Annotated in this window: 14 protein-coding genes; 11 read left to right on the forward strand and 3 right to left on the reverse strand. The window is 42.1% G+C overall.

The genetic code is table 11. The annotated features are described in order from the left end of the window. The 7 genes from RG959_RS22880 to RG959_RS22915 form a co-directional block, all read left to right on the forward strand. A partial coding sequence (locus RG959_RS22880; RefSeq protein ID WP_342799118.1) for an aldehyde dehydrogenase family protein occupies positions 1 to 432 on the forward strand: 432 nt, incomplete at its 5' end. Between the two features lie 76 nt (positions 433 to 508). Then, positions 509 to 1,333 carry a 5-deoxy-glucuronate isomerase gene (gene iolB / locus RG959_RS22885; protein WP_342799119.1) on the forward strand — a complete coding sequence of 275 codons (825 nt, stop codon included), beginning with the start codon at positions 509 to 511 and terminating at the stop codon, positions 1,331 to 1,333. Positions 1,334 to 1,528: 195 nt separating this feature from the next. Beyond that, positions 1,529 to 2,512, forward strand: coding sequence for a 5-dehydro-2-deoxygluconokinase (gene iolC / locus RG959_RS22895; RefSeq protein WP_342799120.1), 984 nt, complete (start codon positions 1,529 to 1,531; stop codon positions 2,510 to 2,512). Between the two features lie 29 nt (positions 2,513 to 2,541). Beyond that, on the forward strand, positions 2,542 to 4,452 hold the full coding sequence (gene iolD / locus RG959_RS22900; RefSeq protein WP_342799121.1) for a 3D-(3,5/4)-trihydroxycyclohexane-1,2-dione acylhydrolase (decyclizing): 1,911 nt from the start codon (positions 2,542 to 2,544) through the stop codon (positions 4,450 to 4,452). Positions 4,453 to 4,684: 232 nt separating this feature from the next. Next, positions 4,685 to 5,590 (forward strand): class II fructose-1,6-bisphosphate aldolase, encoded by a 906-nt coding sequence (fba, locus tag RG959_RS22905; protein WP_342799122.1) that lies wholly within the window; start codon positions 4,685 to 4,687, stop codon positions 5,588 to 5,590. Then, a complete protein-coding gene (locus tag RG959_RS22910) occupies positions 5,571 to 5,960 on the forward strand; it encodes a tautomerase family protein (RefSeq protein ID WP_342799123.1) in 390 nt (129 codons plus the stop codon). Before fba ends, RG959_RS22910 begins: the two co-directional genes overlap by 20 nt. A gap of 452 nt (positions 5,961 to 6,412) precedes the next feature. After that, positions 6,413 to 7,444 (forward strand): LacI family DNA-binding transcriptional regulator, encoded by a 1,032-nt coding sequence (locus RG959_RS22915; protein WP_342799124.1) that lies wholly within the window; start codon positions 6,413 to 6,415, stop codon positions 7,442 to 7,444. 546 nt (positions 7,445 to 7,990) lie between these two features. Here the strand turns inward: RG959_RS22915 and RG959_RS22920 are convergent. Beyond that, positions 7,991 to 8,317 carry a hypothetical protein gene (locus RG959_RS22920; protein ID WP_342799125.1) on the reverse strand — a complete coding sequence of 109 codons (327 nt, stop codon included), beginning with the start codon at positions 8,315 to 8,317 and terminating at the stop codon, positions 7,991 to 7,993. Positions 8,318 to 8,476: 159 nt separating this feature from the next. After that, positions 8,477 to 9,313, reverse strand: a complete 837-nt coding sequence (locus RG959_RS22925; RefSeq protein ID WP_342799126.1) for a MerR family transcriptional regulator — start codon at positions 9,311 to 9,313, stop codon at positions 8,477 to 8,479. A 139-nt stretch (positions 9,314 to 9,452) separates the two neighbouring features. On the opposite strand from RG959_RS22925, the gene RG959_RS22930 reads away from it, so the two are divergent. From RG959_RS22930 to RG959_RS22945, 4 genes are all read left to right on the forward strand, one after another. Next, positions 9,453 to 9,797 (forward strand): EthD family reductase, encoded by a 345-nt coding sequence (locus tag RG959_RS22930; RefSeq protein WP_342799127.1) that lies wholly within the window; start codon positions 9,453 to 9,455, stop codon positions 9,795 to 9,797. Between the two features lie 52 nt (positions 9,798 to 9,849). Beyond that, a complete protein-coding gene (locus RG959_RS22935; protein ID WP_342799128.1) occupies positions 9,850 to 11,709 on the forward strand; it encodes a beta-glucoside-specific PTS transporter subunit IIABC in 1,860 nt (619 codons plus the stop codon). A 105-nt stretch (positions 11,710 to 11,814) separates the two neighbouring features. Next, positions 11,815 to 13,221, forward strand: coding sequence for a 6-phospho-beta-glucosidase (gene ascB / locus RG959_RS22940; RefSeq protein ID WP_342799129.1), 1,407 nt, complete (start codon positions 11,815 to 11,817; stop codon positions 13,219 to 13,221). 368 nt (positions 13,222 to 13,589) lie between these two features. Beyond that, a complete protein-coding gene (locus RG959_RS22945) occupies positions 13,590 to 14,498 on the forward strand; it encodes an arginase family protein (RefSeq protein WP_342799130.1) in 909 nt (302 codons plus the stop codon). Positions 14,499 to 14,653: 155 nt separating this feature from the next. On the opposite strand, the gene RG959_RS22950 is transcribed toward RG959_RS22945, so the two are convergent. Next, positions 14,654 to 15,061 (reverse strand): hypothetical protein, encoded by a 408-nt coding sequence (locus RG959_RS22950; RefSeq protein WP_342799131.1) that lies wholly within the window; start codon positions 15,059 to 15,061, stop codon positions 14,654 to 14,656. Positions 15,062 to 15,563: the final 502 nt, after the last annotated feature.

The following is a 15,563-nucleotide window of genomic DNA, read 5'->3' on the forward strand; positions in this document are numbered from 1 at the left end:
ATCGAGCAGGGTGCCACGCTTGTGCGTGACGGCCGCGAAGACGAAGCCGCAAAAGGAGATGGATACTTCCTTGGCGCCACCATCTTCGATAACGTGACACAGGAGATGACGATCTGGCAGGATGAAATCTTTGCACCCGTTCTTTCAGTCGTCCGCGTAAAAGACCTGGCAGAAGGTGTGGAGACAGCCAATGCTTCTACACTTGCGAATGGTGCCTGCCTGTACACAGACAGCGCAGCAGCGGTACGCCAGTTCCGTGAAACGATCCACGCAGGCATGCTGGGCATTAACGTTGGGGTGCCGGCGCCAATGGCATTCTTCCCATTCTCAGGCTACAAAAATTCATTCTACGGCGATCTTCATGCGAATGGTAAAGACGGGGTTGAATTCTTTATACGCAAGAAAATGGTCACTGCACGCTACGTGAAGTAATAGCTTGAATGGGTCCTGGCTGTCCGGTTCAACCCGGGCAGCAGGCCATTCAAGCAAAAATCAGGAGGTACATAACATGAGCCGCTTGCTTCAAAAACCAATGAAAAAAGAACAGTCAGAAGGCGTCACACTCGTCCATGACGTCACAAAAGAAAACTCCCCCCTCGAATATGTCGGATTTAAAGTCATTGATCTGGCTCCCGGCGCCACTTACACTGAATCATTAAATCAAACAGAATGCTGCATTGTCGCCCTGACAGGCAAGATTCATGTCACCGAGGGAAGTGAAGAATTCCGCAGCCTTGGTACGCGTGAAAATGTCTTCGAAAAAGTGCCGACAGACAGTGTGTATGTTTCCAACGACAAAACATTCCACGTAGAAGGTGCAACGGCTGCCCGCGTAGCACTATGCTACTCTCCATCTCAGGAGCAGCGTCCGACCAAACATATTAAAGCATCGGATGTCGGTATTGAAAACCGCGGCATCCTGAGCAACAAACGAATGGTTCACAATATCCTGCCGGATTCCGACCCGCGCGCAAACAGCCTGCTTGTCGTAGAAGTGTATACAGAAAGCGGAAACTGGTCGAGCTACCCGCCGCACAAACATGACCAGGACAACCTGCCGGATGAGTCCTTCTTAGAAGAATCTTACTATCATGAAATGAATCCGCCGCAGGGTTTTGTCTTCCAGCGTGTGTATACCGATGACCGGTCGATTGATGAAACGATGACCGTTGAAAACAGTGATGTCGTGCTGGTGCCAGCTGGCTACCATCCAGTCGGCGTACCAGATGGCTATGAGTCTTATTACTTAAATGTGATGGCTGGCCCGACACGTATTTGGAAATTTTACAATGATCCAGACCATGAGTGGATTTTAAAACGTCAACCTGACTAAAGAAGCAGTGAACCCGGATGAACTACACATTCGAGGTGAAAACAGCAGTATTGCATCAGTTGGCGTACCGGGAGGCTACGAGTCTTATTACTTAAACGTAATGGCCGGCCTGACACGCATTTAGAAATTTCATAATGATCCAGACCATGAGTGGATTTTAAAACGTTAACCCAATTAAAGGAGCGGTGAAACCGAATGAACTATACATTCAATAATGAAAAAGAACTTGATGTAATCGCCATTGGGCGTGCCTGCATCGACTTAAATGCAAACGAATACAACATGCCAATGGAAGAGACGATGACGTTTACGAAATACGTCGGCGGCTCACCCGCAAACGTCGCGATCGGCAGCGCAAAGCTTGGCTTAAAAGTCGGCTTTATCGGCAAGCTTGCGGATGACCAGCATGGAAGATTTATTGAAAAGTACATGCGCGAAGTGGGTGTGGATACATCGAACATGGTCACAGACAAAGAAGGGCATAAAACAGGCCTGGCTTTTACTGAAATTTTAAGCCCGGATGAATGCAGCATCCTGATGTACCGTGACGACGTAGCAGATTTGTACCTTGAGCCATCTGAAGTAAGCGAAGACTACATTAAACAGGCGAAAATTCTGCTTGTATCCGGTACGGCACTGGCAAAAAGCCCGTCACGGGAAGCGGTTTTGAAATCGGTCGGCCTGGCGAAAAAACACGGTGTGAAAATTGTGTTTGAACTTGACTACCGTCCGTACACATGGCAGTCTCCGGAAGAAACAGCCGTTTATTACTCGCTTGTTGCCGAACAGTCCGATATCGTCATCGGCACACGTGATGAGTTTGACGTGATGGAAAATATTCAAGGCGGCGATAACAATGAAACAATCGAAAACTTATTCAAGCATTCAGCCGATCTTGTTGTGATCAAGCATGGAGTAGAAGGTTCATATGCTTATGCGAAATCGGGAGAAGTATTCCGCGCGCAGGCGTACAAAACAAACGTGCTGAAAACATTTGGCGCCGGGGATTCATACGCATCGGCTTTCCTTTATGCACTTGTCAGCGGAAAAGACATTGAAACCGCTTTGAAATATGGCAGTGCTTCCGCATCGATCGTCGTCAGCAAACACAGCTCGTCTGATGCGATGCCCGTTGTTTCTGAGATTGAGCAGCTGATTGCATCTGCCGTATACGTGTAAAAAACAATTCATTAAGAGGTGAGTAGAAAATGGGAACTATTCGATTAACAACCGCGCAAGCGTTAATTAAATTTTTAAATCAGCAGTACATCCATGTGGACGGCGAAGAAACCCCTTTTGTCGAAGGCGTATTCAACATATTTGGCCATGGAAATGTGCTTGGGATCGGCCAGGCGCTTGAGCAGGATGCCGGCCATTTGAAAGTCTATCAGGGAAAGAATGAGCAGGGCATGGCGCAGGCGGCCATCGCCTACAGCCGCGAAATGCTCCGCCGCAAAATTTATGCGGTCACGACATCTGCGGGTCCCGGTTCAGCAAACTTGATCGCAGCAGCGGGAACCGCGTTTGCGAACAACATTCCGGTTCTTTTGCTTCCGGCGGATACCTTTGCGACGCGCCAGCCTGATCCAGTGCTTCAGCAGCTGGAGCATGAACACAGCACAGCGGTAACCACAAACGAAGCGTTTATGGCGGTTTCCCGCTACTGGGACCGCGTAACACGTCCGGAGCAGTTAATGTCCGCACTCATCCGTGCGTTTGAAGTGATGACCGATCCGGCTAAAGCCGGCCCAGCGACGATCTGCATTGCACAGGATGTCGAAGGGGAAGCATTTGATTATGATGAGCGTTTCTTTGACAAACGTGTTCATTATCTGGACCGCAAGCCGGCGGTAGAACGCGAGCTGCAGGGCGCAGCAGAGCGGATCAAAGCAAGCAAAAAACCCGTCATTATTATCGGCGGCGGTGCCCGTTATTCAGGTGCCCGTGACATTTTAAAACAAATCTCTGGAAAACATAATATCCCGCTTGTAGAAACACAGGCCGGGAAATCAACAGTGGAAGTCTCATTTCCAACTAACCTGGGCGGTCTTGGAATCTTGGGCACGTCGGCTGCAAACAAAGTGGCGCGTGATACAGACCTTGTAATCGGTGTCGGCACACGCTATACAGATTTCACGACATCATCCAAAACGCAGTTTGATTTTGACAAAACATCATTCTTAAACATTAATGTCAGCCGCATGCAGGCTTATAAGCTGGACGCATTCCAGGTAGTTGCCGATGCAAAAACCGCGCTTGAACAGCTGGCACCTCTTTTGGGAGACTATAAAACCGCATTTGGCGGCCTGCTTTCAGCATGGAAAGAGGAATGGCTGGCAGAACGTGACCGTCTGGCGAACGTAACATTTAACCGTGAAAACTTCACACCGGAAATCAAGGGCCAGTTTTCCCAGGAAACGATGAATGAGTACGCCGATGCGCTGGGCACTGAATTCACCCAAACGGCTGCTTTGGTTGCGGCCAATGAAGCAGTCGCACCGGACAGCATCGTCATCGGTTCAGCCGGGTCCCTTCCGGGCGACCTGCAGCGCTTATGGCATTCAGATGTGCCGAATACGTACCATCTTGAATACGGATATTCCTGCATGGGATATGAAGTGGCCGGTGCACTGGGTGCGAAACTGGCTCACCCGGACCGTGAAGTATATGCGGCAGTCGGAGACGGCAGCTTCCTCATGCTTCACACAGAGCTTGTAACAGCGCTTCAGTACGATAAAAAAATCAACATTCTCCTGTTTGATAACTCTGGCTATGGATGTATTAATAACCTGCAGATGGGTAATGGAAGCGGAACATACTTCTGTGAATTCCGTACACATGATAATCAAATTATGAACATCGATTACGCAAAAGTGGCAGAAGCTTACGGAGCAAAATCTTACAAAGCCAACACAGTAGAAGAATTGAAAGCAGCGCTTGAAGATGCGAAAAAGCAGTCTGTTTCCACATTGATTGATATGAAGGTGCTTCCGAAAACAATGTCGGATGGCTATGATGGCTGGTGGAACGTTGGTCTCGCTGAAGTATCCGAGTTTGAAAGCGTTCAAAAAGCCTATGCCGCGAGAGCAGAAAAACTAGAAACGGCGAAGATGTATTAAGAGAAGATTGCACACGATATAGGATATTAACTTGTTAAACTATATTACAGTAGCAGTGGTTCAAGGGACGGAAGTCGGCGGCTTCTTTCCTGAACCCGTTATTTTGAAAGAGAATTGGCGTTGTGTCATTTAAATAATTGTATCCGAGCAAACGTATAGCACTTAAGGGCAAGATATAGGCCGCAAAGTGAATTTTTTAATGGCTAACTAGGTGAAAGGAGAGATTCATTAAATGGCTTTAGTTTCAATGAGAGAGATGTTGAAAAAAGCAAAAAAAGACAGGTATGCAGTAGGACAGTTTAATATCAATGGCCTTGAATTTGCCCAGGCTTTTTTGCTTGCTGCGGAAGAGGAACAGGCACCGATCATTTTGGCTGCTTCGGACCGGCTTGTTGATTATCTTGGCGGTTTCAAGACGATATCATCTATGGTCAATGCATTAACAGAAGAACTAAATATTACTGTTCCGGTTGCACTTCATTTGGATCATGGCATGAGTATCGAACGCTGTAAACGGGCGATCGATGCCGGGTTTACATCGGTGATGATCGATGGATCACATGGGTCAATTGACGCAAATATCGCGATGACAAAAGAGGTCGTGGCATATGCAAAAGTAAAGGATGTCTCGGTCGAAGCTGAAGTCGGTACAGTGGGCGGTCAGGAAGATGGAATGATTGGCGGCATTCAATATGCGGATATTGATGAGTGCATCCGTATTGTCGAAGAAACAGGTATTAATGCACTGGCTGCCGCTCTTGGTTCTGTTCACGGACCATATCAGGGTGAGCCGCAGCTTGGTTTTGAAGAAATGAAAGAAATCAGGGATAAAACGGGCATTCCACTGGTACTACATGGCGGATCGGGTATTCCATTACACCAGCTTCAGCGTGCAATTGAATTGGGTCACGCTAAAATTAATGTGAACACGGAAAATATTCAAGCGTGGACAACTTCTATTCGTCAGACATTAAATGAAAAACCCGATGTGTATGAGCCGCGTTTGATCTTGAGACCAGCGATTGAAGCAGTGAAAGAAGCGGCCAAAGAAAAAATGAAAGAATTTGGAACGAGTGGACGAGGTGTTACAATAAATAAAGGAAACGGAAGGGTAGAAGATGCCATTACTACGCTTTGATATTGTAAAAGGAAGATCAGAAGAAGAATTAAAGAAGCTGCTTGATGCTGTTCATCGTGCCATGCTTAAAGCATTCGAAGTACCCGAACGTGACCGCTATCAGATAGTGCATCAGCACCCTGCTCATGAAATGATTATGGAAGACACAGGACTAGGGTTTGAGCGCTCAAAAGATATGGTGTTGATTAGCATCACCAGTAAAAAGCGAACAGAAGAACAAAAGCAAAATTTGTACAAATATATTGTCGAGGAATTACGGAAAGACTGCAATATTGATCCCAAAGATGTAATGGTTTCTATTACAGTCAATGAAGATGCAGACTGGAGTTTTGGATTTGGAAAGGCGCAGTTTTTAACAGCAGATCTTTGAGGTTGCTTTCAGAATCAAAGTAGTATACTTAACCGATACGGGACTCAAAACATCATTATCGACCAGATATTTTCGCCAGAGTACCGCACTTCAAATCCAGTGCAGAGTAGCGCGTAAGGATAAGTGGGGGCTGAATGACGATCCTTCTTTTTTAAATAGTAAAGTAATTAATATAAACAAATTCTTGAATTTTTATTCTGAAAAGAAGCAAAAAAATGCTCAAGAATAACAAAAAAAGAATTGACTAAAAATTATAAATATTTTAATATGGATAAAATTAATGCACCCCTATGTATATTTACCTAAATGAAAACGATAACAAAACGTATGGATATTAAAATTTTATGGAAATATAAAAACACTTCAGCTGTTGACCAAAATATTATAAAATTTAATAAAGTGATTTTACAAATGCATACGGATGCGTTAATTTTATGAAAGAAGGAAAATAGATGGCAATTACTACAAAAGATCTTGCAAAACTGGCAAATGTTAGCCAATCAACTGTTTCGAGATCCTTAAATGATAGTCCAATGATACCAGAGAAAACAAAGAAAAGAATAAAAAAGATAGCAGAAGAGCACGGTTTTCAATTTAATTCACATGCGAGAAGTTTAGCCGCAAATAAAACTTATACAATCGGTGTAATTCTCCCAGAAACTTTGTTTGATTCTCGAGTAGACACCCACTTTAAATCTTGGCAGAATGAGTTGTTGGAAAGCTTGGAGCGTTTGGAGTTTGATGTAATTATTTCGTTTTTTCAAAATAGGTTTACAAAGAAAAATAACATAAAAAGACTTATTGCAGCTAAAAAGATAGACGGTCTTATCATATTAGAACCATCGTTAGATGATGAGACAATAAATGTGCTGGAAAAAACGGACGTACCATTTGTTTTTTGTAAATATATTCCTCCTTTTTATCAAGCGAAAGAAGTAGATTTTGTATGTGTAGATCAATTCAAGGGGGGATATATAGCCACTGAACATTTAATTAAATTAGGGCACCAAAAAATATTATGTATTTCAGCAAATAATGTTGGTGGTGAATTCGAGTTAAGAACTGAAGGATTTAAAGCAGCTTTGATTAATAACAATATTCAATTTGACGAAGAAATGCTGATTTATGGAAATGAAACTTTTCAATCAGGATATGAATTAATGCTAAATCATTTAGAAAAGGTGAAAGATTTCACAGCTATTTTTGCACAAAATGATTTGATGGCATTGGGAGCCATACAAGCATTAAAAGAATCAGGGTTTAATGTGCCCCAGGATATAGCAGTTGTCGGGTTTGATGACATTGATTTATGCACATGTTATAAACCATATCTAACTACAGTTCATCAGCCGACTAAAGAGATTGCAGCATTAACATGCAAGCGATTAATAGAAAAGATTGAATCGACTGAGCCAGTAGCTAAGCTGAAACTTGAAATAAGTCCTTCACTCGTAATCAGGGAGTCGTGTGGAATAAATAATTGAATTTATTCCACCTCTCCATCTCTAATCTTTTATGCATTCGTATGCGTGGAAACAAAAAATAGAGAGAGAAATAAACAAGCATTATGTACGGTACGAGATGAAAATAGGTCGAGCTTTCTACAGCATAAATATCATTAACAAAGGATTAAAGATGATGGCAAAGACTAATTTGACAATATTGATTTATGCGCGTGTTATAAACCTTGCTAACTACAGTGCATCAGCCAATTAAAGAAATTGCACCGTTAATATGCAAGCAATTAATAGAAAAAGTTAAATCTAATGAGCCATCGGCTAAGCTGAAGCCATAAATTCTTCACTCACAATGTAGGAATCGTGTGGAATCATACATGTGGAGTTATTTTAAATTTAACGGTCCCGGCTGTGCACGCTGAGCTTACGATTAAAGCACCGGAAGCGTGTAAATTGCTTTAATTTGCTTTATTTAGTGCCGTTATTACCGCCTGAATTTCTTTCTCTCCGATATACCTTTGCAAGGATCTCTACAGCAATACCCTTCATACTTTCCTTGTCTGTTCTCCTTTTTTACAGCCATTCCTTAATATCCACGGATAGTAAAATCGGCAGCAATTCTTCTTCCGATTCAATGCTGAGTGCCTCACATTCTAGAACATTCCGAACACGCTCTTGATTGGCTCCTGGCACCTGCTTATAAAGCAGATCCATTATTTTATAGGTTAGGAAATAGGTTGCCGGCAGGTTAAGTACTGTATATCCAGGCTTCGTATTGCGCTTGCCCATTTCAATGGAATAGTCCGGTGTTAACCTATATGTATAGATACCTTCCATGTAGCTGAATGTATCATCGGTCCCCGGCACAATAAAGAACCAGTCCCCTAAACCTTTGCGCATAAGTCTTGCTTCCGGAATAGAAGGGGAAGAAAAGCGCTGTTACACGGCTTCTTTGGCTGTTTTATTGTAGTATTGCCGCTCGGAAAGCCGGTCTTCCCAAATTTCTTTTCGTGTAACTCTCTTTTTTGTGATGTATAAAATACGCTGTTTCTATGTTGTTTAATCGATCAATACTTGGAGCTCGGTAATAAAGTCTTCATCTTTTGAAGAAGCATAATTATTCGGCAGTGAAACTTCATAAACATTTGCTTCTATTGAAAAGCCTGACGAATAGTAGGCGTTTTTTAGTTTGCTAAAGTGATCGTAATAATCAGCTTTAGACCACTTAAAAGCGATACACATGTATGTTCCTCTCGGAATAGAATCGATATAAATACCTGGTGGAACAAGAGCTAAATCCGTTTTTGAAATTGAAGTATACAGGCTGCTGTAGCAAATTTTTTCCGTGGATTCGTACTGCTTTAGCGGGTAGATGCACCCGTATAAATTATTAACAGTAGCCTCTGCTTCCTCAAGTACATTCGCAAGTTTTCTAAAATATACATCTGGAGGATCTAACGGAGTCACTTTAGCGGTGCAGTCCATTTTTAGGATGGAGCGCTCTTCAATTTTGCGGGTATAAACGACACCGCGTTGCTGATTTGTTAGAAGTATTTGCTCGCGAAGCTGGCTTTTTCGTTGATTTAGCAGCTGTTGAACGTTTTCTAGTTTTTTGATTTGCTCTTCAATAGTCAGCTCCTGTTGGTCAAGGAATTTGTACATTGATTCAGGAGGCAGTTCGATCATGCGGCGGATTTCTTCAAGGGGCGTACCTATGTATTTCAAATATTTAATGATATCTAAATAAAAAATTTGTCTGATACTGTAATAACGATATTGATTATCAGGATCAATGTATTCTGGTTTAAAAAGATCAATTTTATCATAATAACGAAGAGTTTGAATTGATATATTATTTAACTTCGCCATTTCTCCAATCGACAAGTATGTCTCCATTTTTTACTCCTTTATGTTACTTCTTTTGTCATGTAACGCTTTCACAAAAAACTAACCTTGACTCTATAGTAACTATAGACTTTATTATACCTGTAGAAAAAGCAAATACAAATAATATCTTATAGTGGAGGTCATAGACATGCATTCTATTATGTTTGTTTTCAAGCGCAATCCCGAACTAACATTAGAAGAATTTTATCATCATTATGAGTACATTCATGGACCTATTGCGAAAAGGCTGCCCAGACTCGTTGAATATCGTCAGCATCCATCAAGAAAAGCAGGTCAAGGAGACGGAAGTTATGTAGGTGATTTTAATGAATTTGATGCTGCATCTGTTTATACATTTGAAAGTGCTGAAGCAGCCGAAATCGCATGGGATTCTGAAATTGGCAAGCTATTAGATGAAGACACTCATCGTCTGCTAGATCCGAAAACAATGATCACTCTTCCTGTTACTGTAAGAGAAGTCTTTAGAAAGTAACACCCCACATTCTTAGGCAGGTTAAAACAATAGAATAAAGGAAGTGACCAAAATGAAATATGAAGGACTCGCAAAAGATATTATCCGACTTGTTGGCGGAGAGAAAAACATTTCAAGCCTTGTTCATTGCGCTACGCGGCTAAGGTTTAAGCTTCGAGATCCTAAACAGGCTGATAAGCAGGCACTTAGCAACATGAAAGAGGTTTTAAGTGTAGTAGAAAGCGGCGGCCAGTTTCAAGTGGTTATTGGCAACCACGTGTCAGATGTCTATCAGGAGATTATAAAACAGACTAACCTAACTGCAGGGATAGAACCTTCAGAAAACAGCGAAAAAACAAAACCAACCGCTAAAATATTTGAAATTATCTCAGGCAGTTTTTCGCCGCTTCTTCCGGCACTAGCAGGAGCAGGGATATTAAAAGCGCTGCTGACTATCCTGACAACAGCCGGATGGCTGTCAGCAGAAAGCGGAACCTATTTAATTTTAGCTGCAGCTGGAAACGCCGTTTTATATTTTCTTCCTATATTATTAGGGGTCACACTAGCGACTAAACTAGGCGCAACTCCAGCTATGGGTGGAGTAATTGGCGCTGCTTTACTGGAGCCAAACTTTACAGGCATCTTAGCATCTGGAGCAGACAGAACGGATTTCCTTGGTATCCCGGTTTTTTTAATCGACTATTCTTCAAGCGTTTTTCCAGTATTTATTGCGGTTTCAATTTTTGCACTCTTTGAAAAACAGTTAAAGAAATTAGTGCCACAGAGTATACAGCTGTTCTTCGTTCCAATGCTTTCTCTAGTGGTTATCGTACCGTTAACAGTGATCGCATTTGGGCCATTCGGTGTGTATGTAGGCGAAGGAGTTGCAAATGCTCTTGCGTTTTTAACCGAAACAAGTGGTATTATTGCCGGAATTGTCATTGGCGGATTCATTCCATTCGCTGTTGTGCTGGGTCTTCACTGGGCAACGGTGCCAATTATTTTATCAAACTTGGCTTCAGGGTACGACCCCCTTATCGGAATGTGGATTGGGGCAACGTTTGCACAGACGGGTGTTGCATTAGGGGTTTTCCTAATAGCAAGAGACAAAAATCTAAAAGCAGTGGCAGGTTCTGCGACGCTTACAGCATTGCTTGCCGGCGTAACAGAGCCAATCCTTTATGGTATTATCCTGCGTTACAAACGGACACTTCCGCTTATGATAGCAGCCGGTGCAGCGGGCGGAGCAATATTAGGATTCTTTCAAGTACGTGCTACCGCCTTTGTGATGCAGAGCGTTTTCTCTTTTGGAGCTTTTGATCCGATTGGTTACATGCTGCTAGGTGCAGCTGTATCAATGGTATTAGCCACTGTTTTGGTGATGATCTTTGGATTTGGCGAAGAGAATGTCGCGCCTGTTGAAGCAACTATTACGACATCAACTGGCGGCAATGCTAAGAAATCTGTTCAGCCGGCAGGTCAAGAAGTTATTTCCAGTCCACTGAGCGGTACTGTTAAGGCATTAACGGATGTAAATGATCCTGTTTTTGCTGGCGAAGCAATGGGAAAAGGAATTGCGGTAGTGCCGGCTACTGGAAAAGCTTTCTCGCCGGTCGATGGGACCATCACAACTGTTTTTCCGACAGGGCATGCAATTGGCATTACATCTAAAAATGGTGCAGAAATCCTCATTCATATTGGAATTAACACCGTAGAACTGAATGGGAAGTATTTCTCTCCATCCGTTAAACAGGGCGATGAAATAAAGAAAGGTGACTTGTTGGTTGAATTTGATATCGCAAAAATAAAAGAAGCTGGTTATGATATCACAACACCAGTAATCGTCACGAATACAGACCGTTATTCCTCTGTTTTGGCCAGTGAGGAAGCAGTAATTAATGCTAACAATCCAATCTTGACGCTTGTTTCATAAATTACAAGTATCCTTACCAAGCTATTTTCTGCTGGCATAATAGCTCCGGCCCTCGAAAAAAAGGGCTGGATATAAACATACATACAAGAGAAAGGAGCAATTCCATTGAATCAGTTTCCACAAGGATTTTTATGGGGCGGTGCTTTGGCTGCCAATCAAGTAGAAGGTGCTTATAACAAAGGAGGGAAAGGACTATCCGTCGCAGACGTTTTGCCAAATGGCATCTGGGGACCAATTGTATATCCTCCTCAAGGTGAATATCTTAAACACCAGGCGATTGACTTTTATCATCGATACAAAGAAGATTTAGCTCTTTTCGCAGAGATGGGTTTTAAATGTCTTCGTGTCTCCATTGCCTGGACTAGAATTTTTCCAAACGGCAATGAGGAGAGTCCAAATGAAGAAGGCCTGGCTTTTTATGATGCTCTCTTCGACGAGATGGCCGAGCATGGCATTGAGCCGCTTGTCACGCTGTCACATTATGAAATGCCGATGTTTCTTGTTGAAGAGTACGGCGGATGGACAAACCGGGAAGTGATTGGTCTGTTTGAACGGTTTGCTGAAACAGTGTTTACTCGTTTCAAGAATAAAGTTTCGTATTGGCTGACTTTTAATGAAATTAATCTCGCTCTTCATGCACCATTCATTTCAATAGGGATTCGTCATGACAAAGGAGAGATTTTACAACAGGTACGTTACCAGGCCATTCACCATCAGTTTGTAGCCAGTGCCAGTGCAGTGAAAATGTGCCACGAAATCAATCCAGATGCTAAAATCGGCTGCATGGTGGCAGGAGTTCCTATGTATCCACTCACGCCAGATCCTTCAGACGTACTCGAAGCGCAAAAACAGGAAAGGGAAACGCTTTTCTTTGCAGATGTTCATGCGAGAGGTCATTATCCAGCTTATATCAAGCGTTTCTTTAAAGAGAATAACATCACCATCGATATGGAAGAACGCGATGAGGAGATCCTGAAACACACTGTTGATTTTATTTCGTTCAGCTATTATATGAGCGGCTGTGCTACAGCAAATGAAGAGTTGAATGTGCAATCCAATGCCAACATTTTGAACATAGTGAAGAACCCTTACCTTCCAAGCTCAGAATGGGGCTGGCAGATCGATCCGAAAGGGCTTCGCTACACGCTGAATATGTATTATGACCGGTATGAAAAGCCACTTTTTATTGTTGAAAATGGATTAGGAGCGAATGATGTAATCAATGAAAATGGAGAGATAGAAGATGACTATCGTATTGATTACTTGAATGCGCATCTTTGCCAGGTTCGGGAAGCGATTGAAGACGGTGTTGAAGTCATGGGCTATACAAGCTGGGGACCGATTGATCTCGTCAGTCAGTCAACAGGTGAAATGAAAAAACGTTATGGCTTTATTTATGTTGACCGCCATGATGATTTGAGCGGCACATTTAAAAGGATAAAAAAGAAAAGCTTCCATTGGTACAAACAAGTCATCCAATCGAATGGCAGCACTTTAAAATGTGAGGAATAAGAGCACAAAAAGGCCTTAGGAACAGACTGCATAGAGTAAGACAAATAAAAAACACCTTCAAGTTGACAAACGGTTATGTAATTACCTAAAAAGTTAACTTGGAGGTATTTTTCTTTATGAGTACGAAAGTGAGTTACCCAACAGAAGTAAAGATAAGGGCTGTGGAGATTTGTCTGTCGGAGTACCGGTAACCATTAAATAAGGTATATGGAGTCTTTCTGTCTTTCAACTACAGCTCATTAAGAGAAGAACTATTTCTTACAGAATTAAGGATATTAAATAATAGCCAACCCTTGACTCTATAGTTACTACAACGTTTATTATTTGTTACATAGATATCCTAAATAATAAAAAAGGAGAAATATTTTATGAGTGAAATCGATACAAACCGCACGCTTCGACTGTTGTTTCCTCAATGGCAAGGTGGGAACAACCCTCCATATGTTCTAGGAGCCCATTTGTTAAATTGGCTCGCGCCCAAGTCTAATGGTCCTTTTGAAGAGGTACCGGTGGACCTAAACTCGGACTTAGAAAAAGAAAAGGGGATAGTCGCTAGAAGAACGGTGCTACATCAGGCTAAATCTGCCAAAAGTCTAATTCATAAACATAATCCTGATCGTGTCGTTGTTTTTGGAGGGGACTGCAGTGTAGAACTTGCACCTTTTGCTTATTTGAATGAGAAATATAACGGAGATACTGCTTTATTATGGCTTGATGCTCACCCTGATGTCTCGATTCCTCAGGATTTTCCACATCATCACGCGCATGTTCTGGCTAACTTGCTGGGAGTAGGTGATGAAGAATTTATTGCAGAGGTTCCTCGCTGTTTTAAGTCTGAACAAGTACTTTATGTAGGATTAAATGATATGCTTGAGCCTCTTAATTCAGATCCGATGAAAAATATGAAGCTCGATATTGTAGGCCCGAATGAAATCAAACAAGATAGCTCTAAAGTGCTCGAATGGTTAGCTGTGAAAAAGCCATCCAAAATTATTATTCATTTTGATCTGGATGTGCTGGATCTCAAGGAATTCCGTTCTCTCCTTGTTGCTTATCATGGAACATATGAGGAATACATCAAAACGACTCCTCAAGGATCAAGCATGGAAACGATTATCCGTGTTTTACAAGATGTGGCTAAATCATATGATGTAGTCGGGATTGGCATCACTGAGCACTTTCCTTGGGACTCCTATTTCCTAGCTAACATGCTATCTCGCTTGCCACTGATTGGCGATATCAACAATAAGGAGCTTCCAACTTTTAATCCTCTTTAATTAAAAGGCGGCCCATAGATATGTGCATGGTCAGGTTGATGTACATAGTTCTTGAAACAGGAAGGGTACAAAGCTAAGAGCTGAAAAGAAAATCATTAATTAAAAACTCCCTAGGTACAGAGCCCGGGGAGTCTTTTTTGCTTAATGTAATAACATCATAAAATTTTATCACGTTGATACACTTCTTCAAGGATCTCTGCCGCAATATCCTGCATACTCTTGCCGGTTTGTTCTCCTTTTTTTCGAAGCCAGTCCTTAATATCTACAGACAAGGAAACCGACAGCAATTCTTCCTCGGATTCAATGCTGAGTGCCCCGTATTCCGGAACATATCGCACACGCCCTTGTTTGGCAGATCGCTTAATAAAGTCAGCTAATTCAACTGAAACACCACTCAAACGTGCGTCTTTCATATGAATGACCCATCGATCTTTCAGCCGCTCCATATATAAATTGGCTACTGGAACTTGCTGATAAAGCAGATCCATCACTTGATAGGTGAGGGAATAAACTGCCGGCAGATTGAGCACTGCGTATCCTGGCTTCGTGCTACGCTTACCCATTTCAATGAAATAGTCCGGTGTTAACCTATGCGTATAAGACTTACTTCGAGAATGGAAGGGGAAGAAAAACGCTGGTACAAAGGCTAGTTATCATAAAATAGACTGTCGAAAACTACTTTCATAATTAAAATAGTGCTTATATCCAAGTGAATTAAACAGCCAGCCTCCGGTTGCGTACCAGCAGCTGGCTGTCTAAAAGGTGCTTTGATCCTTGTTTCACAGAAAGGGGTCAGTACCTGAAGACTGTTCTTGCTCCTTTTATCTATTAAGCATTTAATTTCATTGGAATTATGGCGCTTTTTTTTACTACATTCAGTGTTCTGGGCTTTCCTTGTCCCATTACTCATATATTTGTCATCGTAATTTTTGTGGTTTTTTGCTAATTTACCATTTAGTAAATTTAAATTATATTATTTTAAATAATTTGGATTTGAGTCAATAATTTGGACACAAAAAAGTTAAGTCTTAAGCAGTTCTTCTAATCAGATCCTCCATAGCTTGA

It is taken from the genome of Domibacillus sp. 8LH (genome assembly GCF_038806185.1).
GTDB classification, from domain to species: Bacteria; Bacillota; Bacilli; order Bacillales; family Domibacillaceae; genus Domibacillus; species Domibacillus indicus_A.

Bases quoted from the DNA above. Each gene is read 5' to 3' on its own strand.
- iolB (WP_342799119.1), top strand. From the start codon at position 509: ATGAGCCGCTTGCTTCAAAAACCAATGAAAAAAGAACAGTCAGAAGGC.
- iolC (WP_342799120.1), top strand. From the start codon at position 1,529: ATGAACTATACATTCAATAATGAAAAAGAACTTGATGTAATCGCCATT.
- iolD (WP_342799121.1), top strand. From the start codon at position 2,542: ATGGGAACTATTCGATTAACAACCGCGCAAGCGTTAATTAAATTTTTA.
- fba (WP_342799122.1), top strand. From the start codon at position 4,685: ATGGCTTTAGTTTCAATGAGAGAGATGTTGAAAAAAGCAAAAAAAGAC.
- RG959_RS22910 (WP_342799123.1), top strand. From the start codon at position 5,571: ATGCCATTACTACGCTTTGATATTGTAAAAGGAAGATCAGAAGAAGAA.
- RG959_RS22915 (WP_342799124.1), top strand. From the start codon at position 6,413: ATGGCAATTACTACAAAAGATCTTGCAAAACTGGCAAATGTTAGCCAA.
- RG959_RS22920 (WP_342799125.1), bottom strand. From the start codon at position 8,317: ATGCGCAAAGGTTTAGGGGACTGGTTCTTTATTGTGCCGGGGACCGAT.
- RG959_RS22925 (WP_342799126.1), bottom strand. From the start codon at position 9,313: ATGGAGACATACTTGTCGATTGGAGAAATGGCGAAGTTAAATAATATA.
- RG959_RS22930 (WP_342799127.1), top strand. From the start codon at position 9,453: ATGCATTCTATTATGTTTGTTTTCAAGCGCAATCCCGAACTAACATTA.
- RG959_RS22935 (WP_342799128.1), top strand. From the start codon at position 9,850: ATGAAATATGAAGGACTCGCAAAAGATATTATCCGACTTGTTGGCGGA.
- RG959_RS22945 (WP_342799130.1), top strand. From the start codon at position 13,590: ATGAGTGAAATCGATACAAACCGCACGCTTCGACTGTTGTTTCCTCAA.
- RG959_RS22950 (WP_342799131.1), bottom strand. From the start codon at position 15,061: ATGGGTAAGCGTAGCACGAAGCCAGGATACGCAGTGCTCAATCTGCCG.